The following is a 24,181-nucleotide window of genomic DNA, read 5'->3' as shown; positions in this document are numbered from 1 at the left end:
CAGGTTCATGAAACGACTGTCCGATATCAAGTTCTCGACTCTCGATCTGGTGCCGGTGCGCGAGAACGGCAGCGCGGCCCAGTCGCTGCGCAATTCGCTGGACCTGGCGCAGCACGTCGAGAAGTTTGGCTACAACCGCTTCTGGGTGGCTGAGCATCACAACATGGACGGCATCGCCAGTTCCGCGACATCGGTGCTGCTCGGTTATCTGGCCGGTGGTACGTCGACCATTCGTGTTGGTTCGGGCGGAGTGATGTTGCCCAACCATGCACCGCTGGTGATTGCCGAGCAGTTCGGCACCCTGGAAAGCCTTTATCCGGGCCGGATTGACCTGGGCCTGGGGCGTGCCCCCGGTTCCGACCAGATGACCGCACGCGCTTTACGCCGCGAACGCTCCGGCAGCGCCGACGATTTCCCGGAAGATGTGGCGGAACTGGTGCGCTACCTTGGGCCACGTACCCCGGATCAACGCATCATCGCCATGCCGGGAACCGGGACCAATGTACCGGTCTGGTTGTTGGGGTCGAGCCTGTTCAGCGCACAACTGGCGGGTGAGCGCGGATTGCCCTACGCCTTCGCTTCGCATTTCGCACCGCGCTACATGCATGAAGCGATTCGGGTCTACCGCAATCACTTCAAGCCGTCAGCCGTTCTGGATAAACCCTACGTGATGCTCGGTGTGCCATTGGTGGCGGCCGATACCGATGAGCAGGCCGATTACCTGGCGACTTCGGTGTTCCAGCGGATTCTTGCCCTGATGCGTGGCCAAAGTCTGGTACAGCGCCCGCCGGTGAAGACCATGGACGGCCTGTGGCTGCCCCATGAGAGAGAGGCCGTGCACGATTTCCTTGGCCTGGCCATGATCGGCAGCCCGCAGAAAATACGCGCCAAACTCGAGGTCCTGATTGAACAGACCCAGGCTGACGAGCTGATTTTTACCTGTGACCTGTACGAACATTCGGATCGCGTGCATTCCTACGAGCTGCTGGCGCAGGTCATGCGAGGCTGATACTCAAACGCCAGGCGTAAAAAAGCCGACACCGTGGTGTCGGCTTTTTTTCAGGCGCAATTCTGCCTACTTTTTATAGACGATCACTTTGGCGCCCGCTTCGCATTTGCCAACAACTTTTCCGCCGGCAGCGGCACCTTTATCGACAATCTCCAGCGAATAACCGGAAACGCCCTTGGCATCAAGTTTCGCTGCGATTTCGGCTTTCAGCTCTTCGCATGGCTTGCCGCCCGCCAATGCGGTCCCCGCAAGGCTCAACAAACCTACCGCCAACATAAACTTCTTCATCGGTTGCATTCCCTGGTCGGATCATAGGGGGTAACCAGCCGTCAGCCGGACGCACTCATGTCGCGCATTGCCATTCCCTGTGGCATTCGGCCGGCGTGCAAGTTCAGAAGACTAGCCCAAAGTCAGCTGCTGGCAATCCGAAACCCGACTTTCAAGGTCACCTGAAAGTGCGCAGCCTTGCCGTCTCTGATGTGCCCACGGGTCTCGGTCACTTCAAACCATTCCATGTACTTGATGCTTTTGCTGGCCTCGGCCAGCGCGTTGTTGATCGCATCTTCGATACTGCTGGTGGACGAGCCGACCAGCTCGACTTTCTTGTAGGTGTGATGGTCAGACATGGCGTTCTCCTCGGCGTGTGAATTACAGCCTAGCAGTGATTTTTCCTATTTCTTGTGTTGGTCGTTCTCTGGATCAAGTTCAGATTTTCTGCACTTTCTTGTACCCCTGAAGTCCCAACCAACACACGCCACTCATCACCAATGCAGGAGAGCCACCATGGCCAACACCTCGTTACGCAAAGCCTCATTGCAGAGCATGGAAGCCGAGATCGAGAGTCTGCTCAAGTCTTTGGAAAGCCTGAAGGATGACGCCTCGGACGAGTCGCGTAAAACCCTCAAGACCCTGAAAAGCAACGCCGAGAATGCCTTGAGGCACTCGCGCCATCTGCTTGCCGATGCCTATGAAGAGGTCAAGGTCAAAACCCGCGAAACCGGGATTGCCACCCGCGACTATGCCCAGGAACACCCCTGGACAACAGCCGGCGTCGCCGTGGGCGCATTGGGCCTGCTGGCCGCTTATCTGTTGTGCAAACGTGATTAATCCGCTCGATGCAGCTCGTTCCTGAGCCACTGAGCCAGTTGCCGGGCGCGCCCGTCCGCGGCGCGCTTGGGTAGCCACAACGCCAGTTGTGCCGGGGTTTCACTGAAACCCCATGGTGCAACCAGGCGGCCGGCCTTCAAGTCCTCGGCCACCAGGGGTTCGGGGGCAATCGCCACACCCAGGCCCGCGACGGCGGCTTCGAGCAAATAATACAAATGTTCAAATCCCTGACCGTACTTCAACGCCCTGGCGTCGAGGCCGCGTGGTTGCGCCCAGCTCGGCCAGGCTTGCGGGCGTGAGGTGGTGTGCAACAAGGGTTCGCTCACCAGTGCAGTTTCCGGCGCGTGCCTGAGCCGTTCATAGCCGCTGAATCGAGGGCTCATGACCGGACCGATGCGTTCGCCGGCCAGCTCAAAAACCTGCATGTCCGCCGGCCAGGGTGGCTCGGCAAAGACCAGCAAGGCATCCAGCCCCGGTTTTCGCGGATCGAGATCGCCTTCTCCGGCCGACAGGTGCAGGCGCAAGTCCGGCAGGTCGGCATTGAGTCTGCCCAGTCGCGGGATAAACCAGCGCGCCAGCAGGCTTCCCGAGCAGCCAAGCACGAACGGGGCATCGGCTGTGCTTTGTGTGAGTTCGGCGCAAACACTGCGCAGGCGCTCGAAGGCTTCGCTGCTGGCGTCACGCAGGCGTAACCCGGCATCTGTGAGTTTCAGGCCGCGCCCGTCCTTGATGAACAGGCTCACACCCAAGTGTTCTTCCAGTACTTTCAATTGCCGGCTGACGGCCCCATGGGTGACGTGCAACTGCTCCGCCGCCTGACTGACGCTGTTCAAGCGGGCGGTGGCTTCGAAGGCGCGAAGCGCGTTCAGCGGAGGAAGGTCATGGCTCATGGGATCTGTGAGTTTTCCTGACAGGTTGTGGCGATCTTATCGGTTTTCAGTCCGGGGCGTCAGGGGTAGAGTTAAGCCCACTATCTCTTTATGCATCACTTCACGCATTCAACTGGAGCGCCAAATGACCCAGACTAATCTGCGCAACGGCCCTGATGCCAACGGCCTGTTTGGCGCGTTCGGTGGCCGCTACGTTGCCGAAACCCTGATGCCGTTGATCCTCGACCTGGCCCGTGAATATGAGTTGGCCAAGGAAGATCCTGCATTCAAGGAAGAACTGGCCTACTTCCAGCGCGACTACGTCGGCCGTCCGAGTCCACTGTACTTCGCCGAGCGTCTGACCGAGTTCTGTGGCGGCGCGAAGATCTACCTCAAGCGTGAAGAGCTGAACCACACCGGCGCGCACAAGATCAACAACTGCATCGGCCAGATCCTGCTGGCGCGGCGTATGGGCAAGAAGCGCATCATTGCCGAGACCGGCGCCGGCATGCACGGTGTGGCCACGGCCACCGTCGCTGCGCGTTTCGGTCTGGATTGCGTGATCTACATGGGCACCACTGATATCGAGCGTCAGCAGGCCAACGTGTTTCGCATGAAACTGCTGGGCGCCGAGGTTATCCCGGTGGTGGCCGGCACCGGCACCCTGAAGGATGCGATGAACGAAGCCCTGCGTGACTGGGTGACGAACGTCGACAGCACCTTCTACCTGATCGGCACCGTGGCCGGTCCGCACCCTTACCCGGCAATGGTTCGCGACTTCCAGGCCGTGATCGGCAAGGAAACCCGTGAGCAGCTGCAAGCCCAGGAAGGCCGCCTGCCGGACAGCCTGGTGGCGTGCATCGGTGGCGGCTCCAACGCCATGGGGCTGTTCCACCCGTTCCTCGACGACAAGAGCGTCGAGATCATCGGCGTTGAAGCCGCCGGTTACGGCATCGAGACCGGCAAGCATGCGGCCAGCCTGAACGGCGGCGTACCGGGTGTGTTGCACGGCAACCGCACCTTCCTGCTGCAGGATGACGATGGCCAGATCATTGATGCTCATTCGATCTCCGCGGGTCTGGATTATCCAGGCATCGGCCCTGAACACGCCTGGTTGCACGACATCGGTCGCGTCCAGTACACCTCGGTCACCGACGACGAGGCTCTCGCCGCGTTCCACCAATGCTGCCGCCTGGAAGGGATCATCCCTGCCCTGGAAAGCGCCCATGCCTTGGCTGAAGTGTTCAAGCGCGCACCGAAGCTGCCAAAGGATCACCTGATGGTGGTCAACCTGTCCGGCCGTGGCGACAAAGACATGCAGACCGTGATGCACCACATGGAACACTCTCAACAAGAGCAATCCAAGCAGGAGAAACACTGATGAGCCGCCTGCAAACGCGTTTTGCCGAACTCAAGGAACAGAACCGCGCCGCCCTGGTGACCTTCGTGACCGCTGGCGACCCGGGTTATGACACGTCCCTGGCGATCCTCAAAGGCTTGCCGGCGGCTGGCGCTGATGTGATCGAACTGGGCATGCCCTTTACCGATCCGATGGCCGACGGTCCGGCGATCCAGCTCGCCAACATCCGTGCTCTGGCTGCCAAGCAGAACCTGGCGAAAACCCTGGAAATGGTTCGCGAGTTCCGCAAGGACAACAATGAAACGCCACTGGTGCTGATGGGGTACTTCAACCCGATCCACAAATATGGCGTGCCGCGCTTTATCGCCGAAGCGAAAGAGGCCGGTGTCGATGGTCTGATCGTGGTCGACATGCCTCCCGAGCATAACGGCGAGTTGTGCGATCCGGCACAGGCTGCCGGCCTGGACTTCATCCGTCTGACCACCCCGACCACCGACGATGTGCGTCTGCCGACCGTGCTTAACGGCAGCTCCGGGTTTGTTTACTACGTGTCCGTTGCCGGTGTGACCGGTGCTGGCGCGGCGACGCTGGAGCACGTTGAAGAGGCGGTCGCTCGTTTGCGTCGCCATACCGATCTGCCGATCAGCATCGGTTTCGGCATTCGCACGCCGGAGCAAGCCGCGTCTATCGCGCGTCTGGCGGACGGTGTGGTCGTGGGTTCGGCACTGATCGATCACATCGCCAATGCCTCGACGCCGGATCAGGCGATCGATGGCGTGCTGAGCCTGTGCTCGGCGTTGGCCGACGGCGTGCGTAAAGCCCGCGTCAACTGAGGGTAAAGTTCCTGATACAGAGGAATTAGAGCCTCGCGACACAGACTAAACAGCAAGACCGAGGGCTTCAGGACTGCGTTCTGAAGCCCTTTTTGCTGTGTGTGATGTGAGGAAAGACCTGATGAAAATGTCGAAACGCCTGATGGCCGGCCTCGGTGTGCTGCTGCTCGGCACGACCCTGCATGCCAACGCTGATCAGCACGACGATCACGGCCGTTACGATAACCATGGTGATTATCATGGTGACGAGCGCCGAGTCCCGCAGGACTACCATCGCGGTGGGCCTCCACCCCGGGATTTCGCTCCTGTTCGCCAGGCGATCCACGACAATCATGTGTATTTCGTCCGCGGTGCTCCGCCACCACCGGGTGTCATCGTGGTGCGTGGCAGGCCGCTGCCTCGGGGCTATTACGGCGAACGCCTGGATAACCGCGCGTTGAGCCGGTTGCCGTATTACCCGGGCTACGAATGGCGTCGCGCAGGCGCGGACGTTGTACTGATCGCGGCGGGTACCGGGATTGTTTATGAGGTTCTGCAGGGGGTTCTGTACTGACGGATCGGTCATCGGGCTGAACCCTGACCCCCTGTAGGAGCGAGCTTGCTCGCGAAAAGACCATCAGTTTCAACATCCTTGTTGACTGATATACCTTCGCGAGCAAGCTCGCTCCTACAAACAGGTTGCGGGGTCAGGGCAACTCTATCCCGCCCGACGCCTTGTGCAGTTTGCGCAGGTGCTCGCCAATCTGCTTCACGTTGGCCTCGTTGGCGGCCATTTCGGCGGCACGGCTCGGTTCAAGCAACGCTCTCACTTCCCTGTCCAGATCCCCGGACAGCGCCAGGAGCTGCTTCTGGCGCTGGCTGGTTTCCGCTTCCAGATGCTGCCACTCGCTCTGCTGCGGCAAGCCATAACCGTTGGTGCCCAGCAGCTCCGCCGGCCGGCTGAGGAAGCCACTGTTGGCGAGAATGTCCTTGAGCGTCTCGTTGGCCTTGTCCATGCCGCCATTCTTCAGCTCTCGGGCACCGAGATAACGCTGCTTCACTTCATCCTGGGCCAATAGCAACTGTCGACGGAAACTCGCTTGCTCCAGCAGAAGCAACGCCGCACTGGTGCGCAAATCGGCTTGCTCGAACCATTGCCGACGCTCCTGGGCTTTCAAGTCCAGCCAGTCTTCGACGGTTTCCTGTTTGATCGGCAATTGCTTTTTCAGTATCTCGAACATGGCCTGATAGCGATCGCGGAAGGAGTCGAAACGATAACCGAGGCGCAAGGCCTCTCGCGGATCGTCCAGCACGCTGGTGTCCGCCAGTCCACGGCCCTTCAGTACCTCCAGCAAGCCGTTGGGCATGATGTTGTCGAGTCCCACCAGTTGCGGGTTGTTGGTACCGCCGCGCAGTAATTTCAGTTCCTCCACCGCGCAGTTGTTTGACAGGAAGAAGTAGTTGCCGTCGTAGCTCCAGTGCATCTCGGCGGCACGTTCCACCACGTCTTCAATCTCTCTGCGCGACAGGTTCAGGGGCACGGAGGCCAGGCTGCGCAGTTCGGTCTTGGTGTATTCGTCGATGACCTGGGACAGCGGCAGGATAAACAGCCGTGACGGGTATTTGCCGACCAGGCCATCCCAGCTCGACAGCTGTACGTCGCCGACGAAGGCGCGGTACGACAGCACCAGATGCTGGTCCAGGTCCAATCGACAATCCGGTCCGCGTGGTCGCCCCGGCGCACAGATCACCAGGCGCAACATGCTGTGGCCCCAGCGGCTGAACAGGTTCTGGTTGGCCTCGGCCAGCAGATAGTCAACGGCATAGACCCGCTCCGGATCGACCTGGCCCAAAGGTGTCTTGGCGAAGTCGTTGCCGGCATTGAGGAAAGCGAGGGTTTTGCTGCAGGTGTCTTTGGCGGCGGGCGCCCAGCCGAAATGATCCTTGTAGTAGCGGTACAGCGCCGGGCGGCGGCAGGCGTAGCTCGGGTCGAGGAGGAAATACTCCATGTTGACCGCGACGAACTCCTTTGGACTGCTGGTCTCGTAGATATCCGGACTGCGGGCAATCTGGCGATTGTGCTGTTCGCGTTCTCCGCGACGGCCTACGTATTGCTGCCAGCCAGCGAGGTCGAGCAGGCGCGGATCGTCACTGAGGGTAAAGCGCCGATCGGACTGGCCTCGACATTGGTCGGGAATGCCAACCAGCCCTGAGCTGTTGTTGTGCCGGGTGCAGCGCTGAATCAGTTTGCGTTCGGTATCCGGCCACAGACGCGAGCGATCGTAGATGTGCGTCAGTTCGTGCAACACCGTGGCCAGCAGTTCCTTGCGCACGGTGCCATGAGGACGATGGGTTTTCCTGGTCGCGGCGCTGCCATCGGTGAGGCCGGCCAGCAGGTTGCGATTCAGATCGAGCTCGGACACCAGTGATGCCTGACCGTAGGCGTTGCGCGGCATGTCATCGGTCCAATCGACGTCGATGCGTCGATCGAGTTGCTCGATAAAGCGTGGCGGCAGTGCCTGCATGGCTTCATCAAGCAACGCCTGGCTGGCTTGCTGTTGCGCGGGAGTCAGACCTTCAGTCTTTAGATGTAACTGAAGGCCTGCGTGGGCCGTGTTGCCAAGCAGCAACAGGACCCCGGCCAGCAGCCAGGTGCCTGGACGTCTCACAGTGCGAGGATGGCTTCGGCGAGATCCCGGTCACTGGCGTCACGGGCTTCCGGCACGCGGGTGCGCAGCAGGTCGAAAGCGGATTCCAGGTGAGAGCCACGAATGTCGCCATTGCTGGCAACGAAACTGGCGGCGTCGTCCTGGGCGTCGCGCACGATTTTCGAATCGCGAATGGACGTGGTGGTGTCGGAGGTGAAATCGAGGGTGCGCTGGGTAGCGCGGATCAGCATGTTACTGGTGGCAACCAGAGTATGTGCCTGGGTTACATCGGCCAACAGCAGCAGGCCTAAGGTGGCAGCAATCAGCGGGTTACGCATGGAACGACTCCAGAAAAACAGGGATAACTATTGGACGAGAATTGCTTGTGCCAGTTCAAGGTCGCTGGCATGAAGTTTTGCCTGGGTTCGGTGCAGATACCGCAGGGCCGACTCCAGTCGTGCACCTCTGAGTTGGCCGTCACTGGCAATGAATGCCGCAGCGTCATCCTGGGCGGCGAGCAGCAGTTTATGGTCGAAGGGGGCGCTGGTCACCAAACTTGTGGCGTAACCGCTGGCGACGATGCCTTGGGTGGACAGGTTGAAGGCGTCATAGGCGTGGGCTGATCCACAGTAACCAAGGGCAAGAAAGACTGGAACGATCAAGAAATTCGAAGGAAGACGCATGAGACTCGACAGTTGAAAGTGAGTCCAAAGGCTAGCGCAAGGCCCGTTCTGGAGCCAGCGCCGAAACATTGGGGCAAGCCGGGCGTGCCCCATGCCTGTGCAGTCGTTTAGATTGTCAGGATCGCTTGCGCCAGTTGTGCGTCGCTTGCGCTCAGCTGTGGCGCCTGATGGCGAATGTGGTCGAGGGCGCTTTCGAGTTTCACGCCGCGGATGGAACCTTCGCTGGCGACGAAGCTGGCAGCGTCGTCACGGGCCGCGAGCACGATCTTGTCATCCTTGAACGACGACGAGACGACGTCGGTGGTCGCATCGGACGTGGCTTTGAGTGCGTTGACAACAGCGTCGGTGGTCACGATGAAGCTGGTTGCGCTGGCGTTGGCAGCCACGGCAAACAGGGCCGCAGCACTGAGCAGGCGAAGACGGGACATGGGGTAACTCCTTTGGGTAAACCAATTGAAAAGTGGCGCAGTGTCTGCAAAGTCAGACGCCAGGCGCTTGGCGCTCGCCACGTTCTGGTCTGATATTAGGCCTGAGTGTGTCGGTTCGAACAGCCCGGCATGCAAGCGGGAAGTCAGCGCCAGAACGGTTTATCCAGTTCATTGATGCGCTCGGCGTGGCTGATGCCAAGATCTGCTAGCTGACGATCATCGAGTTGAGCCAGTAAACGTCGTGTTCTCGCTCTTTCGAGACTGGCTTAGAGTGCTGTTAACAGATCTCTAACCCGGTTCAGGCAAGGTCTCGATCGAACTGAGGTGCTGGAAACATCCTGTAAAGAATTCATGATGCGGTCCCTGTCCTGATCAGTAGAGGTTCCATGCTGACACCGGCCGAACATCCACTACAGACACGCAGCGACGATATTGTACTCATTCAGTTGTTGGTTCTTGCAAACTGTACTGGTTTTCAGGTTTCCCTACTGTAAGACCGGATTTGACAGGCCAAAACGACAAAACCCGTCGTGGTTTCCCACGACGGGTTTTGTTTTTTCAATTCGGGTTGCTGGCGGTGGACCTTAAGGTCAGAGCCAGCGACGCTAACTTAGCGCCAGAACGGCTTGCTCAGCTCTTCGTAGCGTTGTGCTTCGCTAATCCCGGCGTCAGCCAGCAAACGCGAATCCAGGCGAGCCAGTTGATGGCGGCTGGTGATGCGGCGCTGCCACAACATCAGGTTGGCGATAACGCGCAGAGGCAGGGAAGCCTGGGTTTTTGCAGCGGTGTCTTCGAAGAACAGATCGGAACTGAGTGTACGTTCCATGGTGGTCATCCTTCCGCTTGTGGCGGGATTAGGTAGTGGTTTAACTGGTGCCCATGATCCTCTTGTTTGCCTAGTCTCTGTAGATACAGTTCATCTGTATTGTGAGAGCTCAGTTAACTGTTTATAGGGGGTGTACTGGTCGAAATTGAGGCAACTGTACCTGTCTGCACTGTTTAAGTGCAAAATTGCAGTTTTTGCTTCGTGGTGTGGGGATTTACTGTAGGAAATGACCAGTACAGCAGTACAGTTTTTTTCATGTTGCGAGGAGAGCAAGAGCAAGCTGACGAAACTGTGTTTGCGTCAGCTGCTTTCTGTACCAATTACTTCTTCAGCATTTGCCCGGATTCTTCCAGGTTTATGTGCCAGCTCAGGGCGTCACGCAGGATATGCGGGGTGTGCCCGCCGATGGCGCACGCGGCGGTAAAGTAATCATTCAGCGCCTGGCGGTAATCCGGGTGCACGCATTTGTCGATGATCACCCGGGCACGCTCCCGAGGCGCGAGGCCTCGCAAGTCTGCCAGGCCTACTTCGGTCACGAGGATGTCGACGTCATGTTCGGTGTGGTCAACGTGGCTGACCATCGGTACCACGCTGGAAATCGCACCGCCCTTGGCGATCGACTTGGTCACGAACACGGACAGGTGCGCGTTGCGCGCGAAGTCACCCGAGCCGCCGATACCGTTCATCATCCGGGTGCCGCAGACGTGAGTGGAGTTGACGTTGCCATAGATGTCGAACTCCAGTGCCGTGTTGATGCCGATGATGCCGAGGCGGCGCACGACTTCAGGGTGATTGGAGATCTCCTGCGGGCGCAGAACCAGTTTGTCCTTGTAGCGCTCCAGATTGCCGAACACGTCGGCGTTGCGCCGGCTCGACAGGGTGATCGAGCTGCCCGAAGCAAAGCTCAGCTTCCCTGCGTCGATCAGGTCGAAGGTCGAGTCCTGCAGTACCTCGGAATACATCGTCAGGTCTTCGAACGGCGAATCGATCAGGCCACACATCACCGAGTTGGCGATGGTACCGATGCCGGCTTGCAATGGGCCGAGCTTGTTGGTCATGCGTCCGGCTGCCACTTCCTGTTTGAAGAAGTCGATCAGGTGGTCGGCAATGGCCTGGGTCTCGGCGTCCGGTGCCAGCACAGTGGAGGGTGAATCAGCCTGGTTGGTGACCACGATGGCGACGATTTTTTCTGCCGGGATCGGGATGGCGGTGCTGCCGATGCGGTCGTCGACTTTGACCAATGGAATCGGGGTGCGGGTCGGGCGATAGGTTGGAATATAGATGTCGTGCAGACCTTCGAGGTTCGGGTTGTGCGCCATGTTGATCTCGACAATCACATGCTTGGCGAAGATCGCGAAGCTGGCCGAGTTGCCCACCGAGGTGGTTGGCACGATATGTCCTTGCTCGGTGATCGCTACGGCTTCAATCACGGCAATGTCCGGCAGTTTCAATTGCTGGTTGCGCAATTGCTCCACGGTTTCCGACAAGTGCTGGTCGATGAACATGACTTCACCGGCATTGATCGCCTTGCGCAGCGTGCTGTCGACCTGGAACGGCATGCGTCGCGACAGCACGCCGGCTTCCGTCAACTGCTTGTCGAGGTCGTTGCCCAGGCTTGCGCCAGTCATCAGGCTGATCTTCAGCGGCGTGACCTTGGCGCGCTCGGCCAGCGCCTGGGGGACGGCCTTGGCTTCGCCGGCGCGAGTAAAGCCACTCATGCCGACGGTCATGCCGTCCTCAATCAGAGCGGCAGCGTCGGCAGCGCTCATCACTTTGTCCAACAACGAAGACAGGCGAATACGGTCACGGTACATGGATTGTTATCTCGGGCAACAGGTAGCAGGACGTGCAGTCTAGTGAATTGCGCCGACTTCTGTCCCGCTACCAAGGTCGCAATCGAGGCGTCTATTCCGGGCCTTTGAAGCAAAACACCGTTACCGGATCGGTAACAAAAGCATAGTTTGTCCGACGATTTGCGCAAACAAAAACGCCCCGACAAGTCGGGGCGTTCCGGGTGCCGCGCGGGGTTAGTCGACGGCTTTGACCATGTCTTCGATGACCTTTTTAGCGTCGCCGAACACCATCATGGTTTTGTCCAGGTAGAACAGTTCGTTGTCCAGGCCGGCATAGCCGCTGGCCATCGAGCGCTTGTTGACGATGATGGTCTTGGCCTTGAAGGCTTCGAGGATCGGCATGCCGGCAATCGGCGATTTCGGATCGTTCTTCGCCGCCGGGTTGACCACGTCGTTGGCGCCCAACACCAGCACCACGTCGGCCTGACCGAACTCGGAGTTGATGTCTTCCATCTCGAACACCTGGTCGTAAGGCACTTCCGCCTCGGCCAGCAACACGTTCATGTGCCCTGGCATACGCCCGGCCACCGGGTGGATCGCATACTTCACGGTCACGCCGCGATGGGTCAGCTTCTCGGTCAGTTCCTTCAGTGCATGCTGGGCCCGGGCTACCGCCAGGCCGTAGCCTGGAACGATGATCACGGTATCGGCGTTGGTCAGCAGGAAGGTGGCGTCGTCGGCCGAACCGGATTTTACCGGGCGGGCCTCCTTGGCGCCTGCCGGACCTGCGTCCGCCGTATTGCCGAAACCGCCGAGCAGTACGTTAAAGAAGGAGCGGTTCATCGCCTTGCACATGATGTACGAGAGGATCGCACCGGACGAACCGACCAGCGAGCCGGCGATGATCAGCATCGAGTTGTTCAGCGAGAAGCCGATGCCCGCCGCTGCCCAGCCGGAGTAGCTGTTGAGCATCGACACCACCACCGGCATGTCGGCACCGCCGATCGGGATGATGATCAGCACGCCGAGCACGAAGGCCAGCGCCAGCATCACGCCGAAAGCGGTGAGGTCGCCGGTGAGCATGAACGTCACGCCCAGGCCCAGTGTGGCGAGGCCCATCAGCAGGTTCAGCTTGTGCTGTCCGCCGAACTGTACCGGTGCGCCCTGGAACAGGCGGAACTTGTACTTGCCGGAAAGCTTTCCGAACGCGATCACCGAACCGGAGAAGGTAATTGCACCGATGGCGGCACCGAGGAACAGCTCCAGGCGGTTACCGGCCGGGATCGCGTCACCGAGTTGCTGGACGATGCCCAGCGACTGTGGCTCGACCACGGCAGCCACGGCGATGAACACCGCGGCCAGGCCGATCATGCTGTGCATGAAGGCGACCAGCTCGGGCATCTTGGTCATTTCGACGCGTTTGGCCATGATCGAGCCGACAGTGCCGCCGATCAGCAGGCCGACGATCACGTAGACGATGCCGTCGTGAGCCAGTTCGGCACCTAATTTATAGATCAGGCCGACCGTGGTGAGGATCGCCAGGCCCATGCCGAGCATGCCGAACAGGTTGCCGCGCCGCGACGTGGTCGGGTGCGACAGGCCCTTGAGCGCCTGGATGAAGCAGACCGAGGCGATCAAATACAGGGAAGTTACCAGGTTCATGCTCATGCTTGCTGCACCTCAGCCTTGATTGCTTCGGCCTTGGCTGCCGGAGCTTTTGCTGGAGCCGCTTTTTTCTTGAACATTTCCAGCATGCGGCGGGTCACCAGGAAGCCACCAAACACGTTGACCGCGGCCAGGGCCACAGCCAGGGTGCCCATGGTCTTGCCCAACGGCGTCACGGTGAGAGCGGCGGCGAGCATCGCGCCGACGATCACGATGGCGGAGATGGCGTTGGTGACCGCCATCAGTGGCGTGTGCAGTGCAGGTGTAACGTTCCAGACCACGTGGTAGCCGACGTAGATGGCCAGCACGAAGATGATCAGGTTGTAGATACCGTGAGAGATCAGCATGTCTTCCATTGTTTTTATCCTCAGCCGTTCTTGCGCACGATCTGGCCGTCGCGGCACATCAGGCACGCGGCGACGATATCGTCTTCAAGGTTGATCACCAGTTGTCCTTCTTTATCGAACAACAGTTTCATGAAGTCCAGCAGGTTGCGGGCATACAGCGCCGAAGCATCGGCCGCCACGGCGCCAGCCAGGTTGGTCGGGCCAACGATGGTCACGCCATTTTCGATGACCACCTGATCGGCCACGGTCAGCGGGCAGTTACCGCCCTGGGCTGCCGCGAGGTCGATGACCACCGAACCCGGTTTCATCTGGGCCACGGTTTCCGCGCTAAGTAGCGTCGGTGCCTTGCGGCCCGGAATCAGTGCGGTGGTGATGACGATGTCAGCCTGCTTGGCGCGTTCGTGCACGGCCGCGGCCTGGCGCTGCATCCAGCTGGCCGGCATTGGGCGGGCGTAACCGCCGACACCCACGGCGCATTCACGCTCTTCGTCGGTCTCGTAAGGCACGTCGACGAACTTGGCGCCGAGGGATTCGATCTGCTCTTTTACCGCCGGACGCACGTCAGACGCTTCGATCACCGCACCCAGGCGCTTCGCGGTAGCGATAGCCTGCAAACCGGCCACACCGGCACCGAGAATCAGCACGCGCGCCGCTTTCACGGTGCCCGCAGCGGTCATCAGCATGGGCATGAAGCGCGGATAGTAGTGCGCGGCCAGCAACACGGCTTTATAGCCGGCGATGTTGGCTTGCGAGGACAGCACATCCAGGCTTTGGGCGCGGGAGGTGCGAGGCGCCGCCTCCAGGGCAAAGGCGGTAATCCCGCACTCGGCCAGCTTGGCGATGGTTTCGTTGCTGAACGGGTTGAGCATCCCCACCACAACGGTGCCGCTTTTAATCAGCGCCAGCTCGCTGTCGCTGGGCGCGACCACCTTCAAGATCAGCTCTGCGCCAAACGCGTCATTGGCGCTGCCAATGGTTGCGCCTGCCGCTGCATAGGCACTGTCGACAACGCTGGCGTTTACGCCGGCGCCGCTTTGTACAGTGACCTTATGACCCTGGCTGATCAGCTTCTTGATGGTTTCCGGGGTTGCAGCAACCCGTGTTTCACCGGTCTGGGTTTCGAGAGGAACACCAATGTGCACGTCAAATCTCCTGCGTGATCTTATTGAGTAAACCCATGCACTACGGATGGTGCGGCTGGGGCGGCCGATCAGCACGATCCCGCCAAATCAGGGCGGGGCGCGGCATTTTGCAGGCGAACTTTGTGCCCTTCAAGGGATTATGACGGGTGACGGAAAATTAACTACAAGTCACCCCGTGACCGAATGTCGCAACCAACTGGCTCAATCCCTTGCAGGTCGTGCTTTTCAAGGATTCTGGCCGAAATTTAAGAATTTACACATCGGCCGTATGAATGATGCGGCATCGCTTCGAAATAGTGGCGCAAAGCCGCGTCCTCAGGCGCTTGTGGGACGTTTGTACGACTTCTCGATACAGTTTGCTGGTATGCGACAAATACGTATATCTGTAGGGCTTATTTTTATTTGACTACGAGGTCAAGTATCGATTGAAGGCCTTTATCCCTCTAGGCTGTAGCTGTGCGCCTGATTTACCAGCCAGTCCCGAAATGCCTTCAAAGACGCGGATTCGACCTTTCGCTCGGGAATCATCAGGTAATAAGCCTTGATGCTGGACAGTGCTTGCGGGTTGGCGATCACCAGGCGTTTTTCTTTCAACTCCCGTTGAATCAGGAACGGCGGAATCAGGGCAATGCCCATGTCGTGCATGGCCGCTTGGGCGAGCATGGAGAATAGCTCGTAGCGAGGGCCTGTCATGTCTCGCGGGACATTCAGGTGTTGGGAATCGAACCATTGGCGCCAGGCATAGGGGCGCGTGGTTTGTTGCAGAAGAGGCAAATCGGCGATTTCGCCGGGTGTCAGACTGGTCTTGCTTCCGAGTAGGTCGGGGCTGCAAACGGGCATCGGATTTTCACCCATCAGCCTGTGAGACTCTGTACCTGACCAATCCGCATCACCGAAGTAGATTGCGGCATCAAAATCAGTATCGGCGAACAGGAACGGCCGCGTGCGGTTGGTCAGGTTGACCGTCACTTCCGGGTGTTTTTGCTGAAAGTCCTTGAGTCGCGGCAGCAGCCATTGGGTGCCGAAGGTCGGAACTACGGCCAACTCGATCACGTTGGTGCCCTGCTGGCCCATCACCGACAAGGTGTCGCGCTCAACCGCATCGAGTTGAGTGGCCACTCGACGGCTGTAGGAGAGACCGGCTTCCGTCAGCTTGACCCCGCGCCGCGAGCGTCGGAACAGTTCCACATTGAGGAACTCTTCAAGGCTGGCGATCTGTCGGCAAATCGCTCCTTGGGTCAGTGAAAGCTCCTGGGCGGCCTTGGTGAAGCTCTCGTGGCGCGCTGCGGCCTCGAAGCTGATCAGGGCGGTGGTGCTGGGTATCTTCCTGCGCATGTACGTCAACCTCACTAATACATCGCATAAAGGCTATTTTGCGACGTTTCGGAGTGAGAAATTAGCACAACAGTATGCGAAATCCTCGTTTGCCGTAGCGCCGATCCGGGCCTAGGATCAGTCCACGTTATTTGACCCGATTCGAGAGGACACACTCATGGGCGGTAAAGCTAGCTTCAACTGGATCGATCCCCTGCTGCTGGATCAACAGCTCACTGAAGAAGAACGCATGATTCGCGACACGGCTGCGCAGTTCGCTCAGCAGAGCCTTGCGCCGCGCATTCTTGAAGCTTTCCGCCATGAGAAGACCGATCCGGCGATCTTCCGCGAAATGGGCGAGGTTGGTCTGTTGGGCGCAACCATCCCCGAGCAGTACGGCGGCAGTGGCCTGAACTACGTCAGCTACGGGCTGATTGCCCGTGAAGTCGAGCGTATCGACTCCGGCTATCGCTCGATGATGAGCGTGCAGTCCTCGCTGGTGATGGTGCCAATCAATGAGTTCGGTACCGAAGCCCAGAAGCAGAAGTACCTGCCAAAACTGGCCTCCGGCGAGTGGATCGGCTGCTTCGGTCTGACCGAGCCTAACCACGGTTCCGACCCGGGCGCGATGATCAGTCGTGCGCGCAAAGTGGAAGGTGGCTACAGCCTCACTGGCAGCAAGATGTGGATCACCAACAGCCCGATTGCCGATGTGTTCGTGGTCTGGGCCAAGGACGATGCCGGCGATATCCGCGGCTTCGTTCTCGAGAAAGGCTGGAAAGGCCTGAGCGCTCCGGCGATTCACGGCAAGGTTGGCCTGCGGGCATCGATCACAGGTGAAATCGTCATGGACAACGTATTCGTTCCGGAAGAGAACATCTTCCCGGATGTCCGTGGCCTGAAAGGTCCTTTCACCTGCCTCAACTCGGCGCGTTACGGCATCTCCTGGGGTGCGCTGGGTGCGGCCGAGTTCTGTTGGCACACCGCTCGCCAGTACACCCTGGATCGTCAACAGTTCGGTCGTCCATTGGCCGCCACTCAGTTGATCCAGAAGAAACTGGCCGACATGCAGACTGAAATCACCATGGCGCTGCAAGGCTGTCTGCGTCTGGGTCGTATGAAGGATGAAGGCACTGCTGCGGTCGAAATCACTTCGATGATGAAGCGCAACTCTTGCGGCAAGTCCCTGGACATCGCGCGCATGGCTCGCGACATGTTGGGCGGCAACGGCATCTCCGATGAGTTCGGTGTAGCGCGTCACTTGGTCAACCTGGAAGTTGTGAACACCTATGAAGGTACGCACGACGTCCATGCACTGATCCTTGGTCGTGCGCAAACCGGCATCCAGGCGTTCTATTAACAGGAGGACGTCCATGGGCGCGCTATCGCATCTACGGGTACTGGATTTATCGCGGGTGCTGGCCGGGCCTTGGTCCGGGCAGATCCTGGCCGACCTTGGTGCCGAAGTGATCAAGGTCGAGCGCCCGGGTAACGGCGATGACACGCGCGCCTGGGGGCCACCGTTCCTGAAAGACGCTTATGGCGAGAACACCAGCGAGGCCGCCTATTACCTGTCGGCCAATCGCAACAAGCAATCGGTCACCATCGACTTCACACGCCCTGAAGGGCAGAAGCTGGTGCGTGAGCTGGCGGCCAAGTCGGACATCCTGATCGAGAACTTCAAGGTCGGCGGCCTGGCGGCTTATGGCTTGGACTATGAGTCGTTGAAGGCGATCAACCCGGATCTGATCTATTGCTCGATCACTGGGTTCGGCCAGACCGGTCCTTACGCCAAGCGTGCGGGTTATGACTTCATGATCCAGGGGCTGGGCGGCCTCATGAGCCTGACGGGTCGACCTGAAGGCGAAGAAGGTGCGGGGCCGGTGAAGGTCGGCGTAGCGCTGACGGACATCCTGACCGGGCTGTATTCGACTGTCGCGATCCTGGCTGCGCTTGCGCATCGGGATCACGACGGCGGTGGTCAGCATATCGATATGGCACTGCTGGACGTGCAGGTGGCTTGTCTGGCTAACCAGGCAATGAACTACCTGACAACAGGCAATGCGCCTAAACGCTTGGGTAATGCTCATCCGAACATCGTGCCCTATCAGGATTTTCCTACGGCGGATGGTGACTTCATTCTTACCGTTGGTAACGATGGACAGTTCCGCAAGTTCGCGGAAGTGGCCGGGCAACCACAGTGGGCGGACGATCCGCGTTTTGCGACCAACAAGCTGCGGGTAGCGAACAGGGCTGTACTGATTCCGCTGATCCGCCAGGCAACGGTGTTCAAGACTACCGCTGAATGGGTGGTGCAGCTGGAACAGGCTGGCGTGCCATGCGGGCCTATCAATGACCTGGCGCAGATGTTTGCCGATCCTCAGGTCAAGGCGCGCGGGTTGGCCATCGAGTTGCCGCATGCGCTGGCTGGCATGGTGCCGCAAGTGGCCAGTCCTATTCGGTTGTCCGAGACTCCGGTGGAGTATCGGTATGCGCCTCCTTTGCTGGGTGAGCATACGCTGGAGGTTCTCCAGCGGGTGCTGGGTCTGGATGCGGGGACGGTGTCAGCGTTCAAGGCGTCTGGTGTGCTTTGACCTCTCTTCTATATAGAGGGGCGCTTTCGCTCCTCTATATAGGACTCCATCGGGGCGTTTTGCGCCTTTCTGCAAGTTATTGATAGAAAAGCGGAATCAGTGCTTGACGGCAGATTTCAGATCTCTATAATTCGCCCCACTTCCGGCGCAGTCGAAACGGAAAACTCCTTGTAAAACAAAGAGTTATGTAGGTTTCGGCAGCAGGTTGCTTCAGGTCATCGAAGCCGAAAGGAAGTTGAAAAAGAGGTGTTGACAGCAGCGTGTAACGCTGTAGAATTCGCCTCCCGCTGACGAGAGATCTGAAGCGCAAGTGGTTGAAGTTGTTAAGGATTCCTTGAAAACTTCTGAAAAAAATCACTTGACAGCAAATGAGGCTGCTGTAGAATGCGCGCCTCGGTTGAGACGAAAGATCTTAACCAACCGCTCTTTAACAACTGAATCAAGCAATTCGTGTGGGTGCTTGTGGAGTCAGACTGCTAGTCAACAGATTATCAGCATCACAAGTTACTCCGCGAGAAATCAAAGATGTAACCAACGATTGCTGAGCCAAGTTTAGGGTTTTCTCAAAACCCAAAGATGTTTGAACTGAAGAGTTTGATCATGGCTCAGATTGAACGCTGGCGGCAGGCCTAACACATGCAAGTCGAGCGGATGACGGGAGCTTGCTCCCGAATTCAGCGGCGGACGGGTGAGTAATGCCTAGGAATCTGCCTGGTAGTGGGGGACAACGTCTCGAAAGGGACGCTAATACCGCATACGTCCTACGGGAGAAAGCAGGGGACCTTCGGGCCTTGCGCTATCAGATGAGCCTAGGTCGGATTAGCTAGTTGGTGAGGTAATGGCTCACCAAGGCGACGATCCGTAACTGGTCTGAGAGGATGATCAGTCACACTGGAACTGAGACACGGTCCAGACTCCTACGGGAGGCAGCAGTGGGGAATATTGGACAATGGGCGAAAGCCTGATCCAGCCATGCCGCGTGTGTGAAGAAGGTCTTCGGATTGTAAAGCACTTTAAGTTGGGAGGAAGGGCATTAACCTAATACGTTAGTGTTTTGACGTTACCGACAGAATAAGCACCGGCTAACTCTGTGCCAGCAGCCGCGGTAATACAGAGGGTGCAAGCGTTAATCGGAATTACTGGGCGTAAAGCGCGCGTAGGTGGTTTGTTAAGTTGGATGTGAAAGCCCCGGGCTCAACCTGGGAACTGCATTCAAAACTGACAAGCTAGAGTATGGTAGAGGGTGGTGGAATTTCCTGTGTAGCGGTGAAATGCGTAGATATAGGAAGGAACACCAGTGGCGAAGGCGACCACCTGGACTGATACTGACACTGAGGTGCGAAAGCGTGGGGAGCAAACAGGATTAGATACCCTGGTAGTCCACGCCGTAAACGATGTCAACTAGCCGTTGGGAGCCTTGAGCTCTTAGTGGCGCAGCTAACGCATTAAGTTGACCGCCTGGGGAGTACGGCCGCAAGGTTAAAACTCAAATGAATTGACGGGGGCCCGCACAAGCGGTGGAGCATGTGGTTTAATTCGAAGCAACGCGAAGAACCTTACCAGGCCTTGACATCCAATGAACTTTCCAGAGATGGATTGGTGCCTTCGGGAACATTGAGACAGGTGCTGCATGGCTGTCGTCAGCTCGTGTCGTGAGATGTTGGGTTAAGTCCCGTAACGAGCGCAACCCTTGTCCTTAGTTACCAGCACGTCATGGTGGGCACTCTAAGGAGACTGCCGGTGACAAACCGGAGGAAGGTGGGGATGACGTCAAGTCATCATGGCCCTTACGGCCTGGGCTACACACGTGCTACAATGGTCGGTACAGAGGGTTGCCAAGCCGCGAGGTGGAGCTAATCCCACAAAACCGATCGTAGTCCGGATCGCAGTCTGCAACTCGACTGCGTGAAGTCGGAATCGCTAGTAATCGCGAATCAGAATGTCGCGGTGAATACGTTCCCGGGCCTTGTACACACCGCCCGTCACACCATGGGAGTGGGTTGCACCAGAAGTAGCTAGTCTAACCTTCGGGGGGACGGTTACCACGGTGTGATTCATGACTGGGGTGAAGTCGTAACAAGGTAGCCGTAGGGGAACCTGCGGCTGGATCACCTCCTTAATCGACGACTCAGCTGCTCCATAAGTTCCCACACGAATTGCTTGATTCATTGAAGAAGACGATAAGAAGCAGCCCGAAATTGGGTCTGTAGCTCAGTTGGTTAGAGCGCACCCCTGATAAGGGTGAGGTCGGCAGTTCGAATCTGCCCAGACCCACCAATTTTGTGTGGGAAACGCCTGTAGAAATACGGGGCCATAGCTCAGCTGGGAGAGCGCCTGCCTTGCACGCAGGAGGTCAACGGTTCGATCCCGTTTGGCTCCACCACTACTGCTTCTGATTGTGTAAAGCTTAGAAATGAGCATTCCATCGATGATGGTGAATGTTGATTTCTAGTCTTTGACTAGTTCGTTCTTTAAAAATTTGGGTATGTGATAGAAAGATAGACTGAACGTTACTTTCACTGGTAACGGATCAGGCTAAGGTAAAATTTGTGAGTTGCTCTTAGAGCAAGTGCGAATTTTCGGCGAATGTCGTCTTCATAGTATAACCAGATTGCTTGGGGTTATATGGTCAAGTGAAGAAGCGCATACGGTGGATGCCTTGGCAGTCAGAGGCGATGAAAGACGTGGTAGCCTGCGAAAAGCTTCGGGGAGTCGGCAAACAGACTTTGATCCGGAGATGTCTGAATGGGGGAACCCAGCCATCATAAGATGGTTATCTTGTACTGAATACATAGGTGCAAGAGGCGAACCAGGGGAACTGAAACATCTAAGTACCCTGAGGAAAAGAAATCAACCGAGATTCCCTTAGTAGTGGCGAGCGAACGGGGACTAGCCCTTAAGTGGCTTTGAGATTAGCGGAACGCTCTGGAAAGTGCGGCCATAGTGGGTGATAGCCCTGTACGCGAAAATCTCTTGGTCATGAAATCGAGTAGGACGGAGCACGAGAAACTTTGTCTGAATATGGGGGGACCATCCTCCAAGGCTAAATACTACTGACTGACCGATAGTGAACTAGTACCGTGAGGGAAAGGCGAAAAGAACCCCGGAGAGGGGAGTGAAATAGATCCTGAAACCGTATGCGTACAAGCAGTGGGAGCCCACTTTGTTGGGTGACTGCGTACCTTTTGTATAATGGGTCAGCGACTTATTTTCAGTGGCGAGCTTAACCGAATAGGGGAGGCGTAGCGAAAGCGAGTCTTAATAGGGCGTCTAGTCGCTGGGAATAGACCCGAAACCGGGCGATCTATCCATGGGCAGGTTGAAGGTTAGGTAACACTGACTGGAGGACCGAACCGACTACCGTTGAAAAGTTAGCGGATGACCTGTGGATCGGAGTGAAAGGCTAATCAAGCTCGGAGATAGCTGGTTCTCCTCGAAAGCTATTTAGGTAGCGCCTCATGTATCACTGTAGGGGGTAGAGCACTGTTTCGGCTAGGGGGTCATCCCGACTTACCAAACCGATGCAAACTCCGAATACCTACAAGTGCCGAGCATGGGAGACACACGGCGGGTGCTAACGTCCGTCGTGAAAAGGGAAACAACCCAGACCGTCAGCTAAGGTCCCAAAGTTATGGTTAAGTGGGAAACGATGTGGGAAGGCTTAGACAGCTAGGAGGTTGGCTTAGAAGCAGCCACCCTTTAAAGAAAGCGTAATAGCTCACTAGTCGAGTCGGCCTGCGCGGAAGATGTAACGGGGCTCAAACCATACACCGAAGCTACGGGTATCACGTAAGTGATGCGGTAGAGGAGCGTTCTGTAAGCCTGTGAAGGTGAGTTGAGAAGCTTGCTGGAGGTATCAGAAGTGCGAATGCTGACATGAGTAACGACAATGGGTGTGAAAAACACCCACGCCGAAAGACCAAGGTTTCCTGCGCAACGTTAATCGACGCAGGGTTAGTCGGTCCCTAAGGCGAGGCTGAAAAGCGTAGTCGATGGAAAACAGGTTAATATTCCTGTACTTCTGGTTATTGCGATGGAGGGACGGAGAAGGCTAGGCCAGCTTGGCGTTGGTTGTCCAAGTTTAAGGTGGTAGGCTGAGATCTTAGGTAAATCCGGGATCTTAAGGCCGAGAGCTGATGACGAGTTACCCTTTGGGTGACGAAGTGGTTGATGCCATGCTTCCAAGAAAAGCTTCTAAGCTTCAGGTAACCAGGAACCGTACCCCAAACCGACACAGGTGGTTGGGTAGAGAATACCAAGGCGCTTGAGAGAACTCGGGTGAAGGAACTAGGCAAAATGGCACCGTAACTTCGGGAGAAGGTGCGCCGGTGAGGGTGAAGTATTTACTGCGTAAGCCCACGCCGGTCGAAGATACCAGGCCGCTGCGACTGTTTATTAAAAACACAGCACTCTGCAAACACGAAAGTGGACGTATAGGGTGTGACGCCTGCCCGGTGCCGGAAGGTTAATTGATGGGGTTAGCTAACGCGAAGCTCTTGATCGAAGCCCCGGTAAACGGCGGCCGTAACTATAACGGTCCTAAGGTAGCGAAATTCCTTGTCGGGTAAGTTCCGACCTGCACGAATGGCGTAACGATGGCGGCGCTGTCTCCACCCGAGACTCAGTGAAATTGAAATCGCTGTGAAGATGCAGTGTATCCGCGGCTAGACGGAAAGACCCCGTGAACCTTTACTATAGCTTTGCACTGGACTTTGAATTTGCTTGTGTAGGATAGGTGGGAGGCTTTGAAGCGTGGACGCCAGTTCGCGTGGAGCCATCCTTGAAATACCACCCTGGCAACTTTGAGGTTCTAACTCAGGTCCGTTATCCGGATCGAGGACAGTGTATGGTGGGTAGTTTGACTGGGGCGGTCTCCTCCTAAAGAGTAACGGAGGAGTACGAAGGTGCGCTCAGACCGGTCGGAAATCGGTCGTAGAGTATAAAGGCAAAAGCGCGCTTGACTGCGAGACAGACACGTCGAGCAGGTACGAAAGTAGGTCTTAGTGATCCGGTGGTTCTGTATGGAAGGGCCATCGCTCAACGGATAAAAGGTACTCCGGGGATAACAGGCTGATACCGCCCAAGAGTTCATATCGACGGCGGTGTTTGGCACCTCGATGTCGGCTCATCACATCCTGGGGCTGAAGCCGGTCCCAAGGGTATGGCTGTTCGCCATTTAAAGTGGTACGCGAGCTGGGTTTAGAACGTCGTGAGACAGTTCGGTCCCTATCTGCCGTGGACGTTTGAGATTTGAGAGGGGCTGCTCCTAGTACGAGAGGACCGGAGTGGACGAACCTCTGGTGTTCCGGTTGTCACGCCAGTGGCATTGCCGGGTAGCTATGTTCGGAAAAGATAACCGCTGAAAGCATCTAAGCGGGAAACTTGCCTCAAGATGAGATCTCACTGGAGCCTTGAGCTCCCTGAAGGGCCGTCGAAGACTACGACGTTGATAGGTTGGGTGTGTAAGCGCTGTGAGGCGTTGAGCTAACCAATACTAATTGCCCGTGAGGCTTGACCATATAACACCCAAGCAATTTGACTACTCGAAAGAGCATCAGATTGCGGTGTGTGAAGACGAAAGAAC

Annotated in this window: 20 protein-coding genes, 2 tRNA genes, 2 rRNA genes and 1 pseudogene; 11 read left to right on the top strand and 14 right to left on the bottom strand. The window is 57.5% G+C overall.

The genetic code is table 11. The features are described from left to right. Positions 1-7 precede the first annotated feature (7 nt). Positions 8-1,009, top strand: coding sequence for an LLM class flavin-dependent oxidoreductase (locus ACEN8Q_RS22720; RefSeq protein ID WP_322617780.1), 1,002 nt, complete (start codon positions 8-10; stop codon positions 1,007-1,009). Positions 1,010-1,075: 66 nt separating this feature from the next. On the opposite strand, the gene ACEN8Q_RS22715 is transcribed toward ACEN8Q_RS22720, so the two are convergent. Next, the gene (locus ACEN8Q_RS22715; RefSeq protein ID WP_085716026.1) at positions 1,076-1,297 is read right to left on the bottom strand and encodes a DUF1161 domain-containing protein; all 222 of its coding nucleotides are present in this window, start codon (positions 1,295-1,297) and stop codon (positions 1,076-1,078) included. A 122-nt stretch (positions 1,298-1,419) separates the two neighbouring features. Beyond that, positions 1,420-1,635, bottom strand: coding sequence for a dodecin (locus tag ACEN8Q_RS22710; protein ID WP_008002152.1), 216 nt, complete (start codon positions 1,633-1,635; stop codon positions 1,420-1,422). 157 nt (positions 1,636-1,792) lie between these two features. Between ACEN8Q_RS22710 and ACEN8Q_RS22705 the strand changes: the two genes are divergently transcribed. Further along, positions 1,793-2,116 carry a DUF883 family protein gene (locus tag ACEN8Q_RS22705; protein WP_008018481.1) on the top strand — a complete coding sequence of 108 codons (324 nt, stop codon included), beginning with the start codon at positions 1,793-1,795 and terminating at the stop codon, positions 2,114-2,116. Here the strand turns inward: ACEN8Q_RS22705 and ACEN8Q_RS22700 are convergent. Then, the gene (locus tag ACEN8Q_RS22700) at positions 2,113-3,006 is read right to left on the bottom strand and encodes a LysR family transcriptional regulator (protein ID WP_413426193.1); all 894 of its coding nucleotides are present in this window, start codon (positions 3,004-3,006) and stop codon (positions 2,113-2,115) included. The two genes, ACEN8Q_RS22705 and ACEN8Q_RS22700, sit on opposite strands and share 4 nt — an antisense overlap. A gap of 124 nt (positions 3,007-3,130) precedes the next feature. Between ACEN8Q_RS22700 and trpB the strand changes: the two genes are divergently transcribed. The 3 genes from trpB to ACEN8Q_RS22685 all read left to right on the top strand — a co-directional run bounded on the left by trpB (position 3,131) and on the right by ACEN8Q_RS22685 (position 5,731). Beyond that, the gene (trpB, locus tag ACEN8Q_RS22695) at positions 3,131-4,366 is read left to right on the top strand and encodes a tryptophan synthase subunit beta (protein WP_008018483.1); all 1,236 of its coding nucleotides are present in this window, start codon (positions 3,131-3,133) and stop codon (positions 4,364-4,366) included. Beyond that, on the top strand, positions 4,366-5,178 hold the full coding sequence (gene trpA, locus ACEN8Q_RS22690) for a tryptophan synthase subunit alpha (protein WP_413426195.1): 813 nt from the start codon (positions 4,366-4,368) through the stop codon (positions 5,176-5,178). Before trpB ends, trpA begins: the two co-directional genes overlap by 1 nt. A 121-nt stretch (positions 5,179-5,299) precedes the next feature. Continuing rightward, positions 5,300-5,731 (top strand): anti-virulence regulator CigR family protein, encoded by a 432-nt coding sequence (locus tag ACEN8Q_RS22685; RefSeq protein WP_413703777.1) that lies wholly within the window; start codon positions 5,300-5,302, stop codon positions 5,729-5,731. 133 nt (positions 5,732-5,864) lie between these two features. Here the strand turns inward: ACEN8Q_RS22685 and ACEN8Q_RS22680 are convergent, their stop codons facing one another. The 11 genes and pseudogenes from ACEN8Q_RS22680 to ACEN8Q_RS22630 form a co-directional block, all read right to left on the bottom strand. Continuing rightward, positions 5,865-7,826: a DUF4105 domain-containing protein gene (locus ACEN8Q_RS22680; RefSeq protein ID WP_413426199.1), complete on the bottom strand. Its 1,962-nt coding sequence runs from the start codon at positions 7,824-7,826 to the stop codon at positions 5,865-5,867. Continuing rightward, on the bottom strand, positions 7,823-8,143 hold the full coding sequence (locus ACEN8Q_RS22675) for a DUF2388 domain-containing protein (RefSeq protein ID WP_413703776.1): 321 nt from the start codon (positions 8,141-8,143) through the stop codon (positions 7,823-7,825). Before ACEN8Q_RS22675 ends, ACEN8Q_RS22680 begins: the two co-directional genes overlap by 4 nt. 27 nt (positions 8,144-8,170) lie before the next feature. Beyond that, positions 8,171-8,488 (bottom strand): DUF2388 domain-containing protein, encoded by a 318-nt coding sequence (locus ACEN8Q_RS22670; RefSeq protein WP_413426203.1) that lies wholly within the window; start codon positions 8,486-8,488, stop codon positions 8,171-8,173. Between the two features lie 107 nt (positions 8,489-8,595). Then, positions 8,596-8,916 (bottom strand): DUF2388 domain-containing protein, encoded by a 321-nt coding sequence (locus ACEN8Q_RS22665; RefSeq protein ID WP_413426205.1) that lies wholly within the window; start codon positions 8,914-8,916, stop codon positions 8,596-8,598. A 143-nt stretch (positions 8,917-9,059) separates the two neighbouring features. Beyond that, positions 9,060-9,269 (bottom strand): annotated as a pseudogene (locus tag ACEN8Q_RS22660) (DUF1127 domain-containing protein). 257 nt (positions 9,270-9,526) lie between these two features. After that, the gene (locus ACEN8Q_RS22655; protein ID WP_007969750.1) at positions 9,527-9,742 is read right to left on the bottom strand and encodes a DUF1127 domain-containing protein; all 216 of its coding nucleotides are present in this window, start codon (positions 9,740-9,742) and stop codon (positions 9,527-9,529) included. A 320-nt stretch (positions 9,743-10,062) separates the two neighbouring features. Further along, positions 10,063-11,556 carry an acetyl-CoA hydrolase/transferase family protein gene (locus ACEN8Q_RS22650; RefSeq protein WP_413703775.1) on the bottom strand — a complete coding sequence of 498 codons (1,494 nt, stop codon included), beginning with the start codon at positions 11,554-11,556 and terminating at the stop codon, positions 10,063-10,065. A 213-nt stretch (positions 11,557-11,769) separates the two neighbouring features. Then, the gene (locus tag ACEN8Q_RS22645) at positions 11,770-13,203 is read right to left on the bottom strand and encodes an NAD(P)(+) transhydrogenase (Re/Si-specific) subunit beta (protein WP_413428892.1); all 1,434 of its coding nucleotides are present in this window, start codon (positions 13,201-13,203) and stop codon (positions 11,770-11,772) included. Beyond that, complete coding sequence (locus tag ACEN8Q_RS22640; RefSeq protein WP_008064823.1) at positions 13,200-13,556, bottom strand: NAD(P) transhydrogenase subunit alpha; 357 nt, start codon at positions 13,554-13,556, stop codon at positions 13,200-13,202. Before ACEN8Q_RS22640 ends, ACEN8Q_RS22645 begins: the two co-directional genes overlap by 4 nt. An 11-nt stretch (positions 13,557-13,567) precedes the next feature. Then, positions 13,568-14,689, bottom strand: a complete 1,122-nt coding sequence (locus ACEN8Q_RS22635; protein WP_413428893.1) for a Re/Si-specific NAD(P)(+) transhydrogenase subunit alpha — start codon at positions 14,687-14,689, stop codon at positions 13,568-13,570. Between the two features lie 435 nt (positions 14,690-15,124). Further along, positions 15,125-16,024, bottom strand: coding sequence for a LysR family transcriptional regulator (locus ACEN8Q_RS22630; RefSeq protein ID WP_413428867.1), 900 nt, complete (start codon positions 16,022-16,024; stop codon positions 15,125-15,127). 157 nt (positions 16,025-16,181) lie between these two features. On the opposite strand from ACEN8Q_RS22630, the gene ACEN8Q_RS22625 reads away from it, so the two are divergent. The 6 genes from ACEN8Q_RS22625 (at position 16,182) to ACEN8Q_RS22600 (ending at position 24,116) form a co-directional block, all read left to right on the top strand. Further along, positions 16,182-17,363, top strand: coding sequence for an acyl-CoA dehydrogenase (locus ACEN8Q_RS22625; RefSeq protein WP_008018499.1), 1,182 nt, complete (start codon positions 16,182-16,184; stop codon positions 17,361-17,363). Between the two features lie 13 nt (positions 17,364-17,376). Further along, complete coding sequence (locus ACEN8Q_RS22620) at positions 17,377-18,597, top strand: CaiB/BaiF CoA transferase family protein (RefSeq protein WP_413428868.1); 1,221 nt, start codon at positions 17,377-17,379, stop codon at positions 18,595-18,597. A 582-nt stretch (positions 18,598-19,179) separates the two neighbouring features. Continuing rightward, a 16S ribosomal RNA gene (locus ACEN8Q_RS22615) occupies positions 19,180-20,716 on the top strand. Between the two features lie 81 nt (positions 20,717-20,797). Further along, positions 20,798-20,874: transfer RNA gene (locus ACEN8Q_RS22610), tRNA-Ile, on the top strand. 30 nt (positions 20,875-20,904) lie between these two features. Further along, positions 20,905-20,980 (top strand) — tRNA-Ala (locus ACEN8Q_RS22605). 244 nt (positions 20,981-21,224) lie between these two features. Next, positions 21,225-24,116 (top strand): 23S ribosomal RNA (locus ACEN8Q_RS22600). The 16S and 23S rRNA genes sit together here with 2 tRNA genes alongside, the layout of an rRNA operon. The last annotated feature ends 65 nt before the right edge of the window (positions 24,117-24,181 follow it).

The sequence above is a fragment of the Pseudomonas sp. Pseusp16 genome, assembly GCF_047324915.1.
Lineage (GTDB): Bacteria > Pseudomonadota > Gammaproteobacteria > Pseudomonadales > Pseudomonadaceae > Aquipseudomonas > Aquipseudomonas fluorescens_CD.
This window is presented reverse-complemented; position numbering and strand designations above follow the sequence as displayed.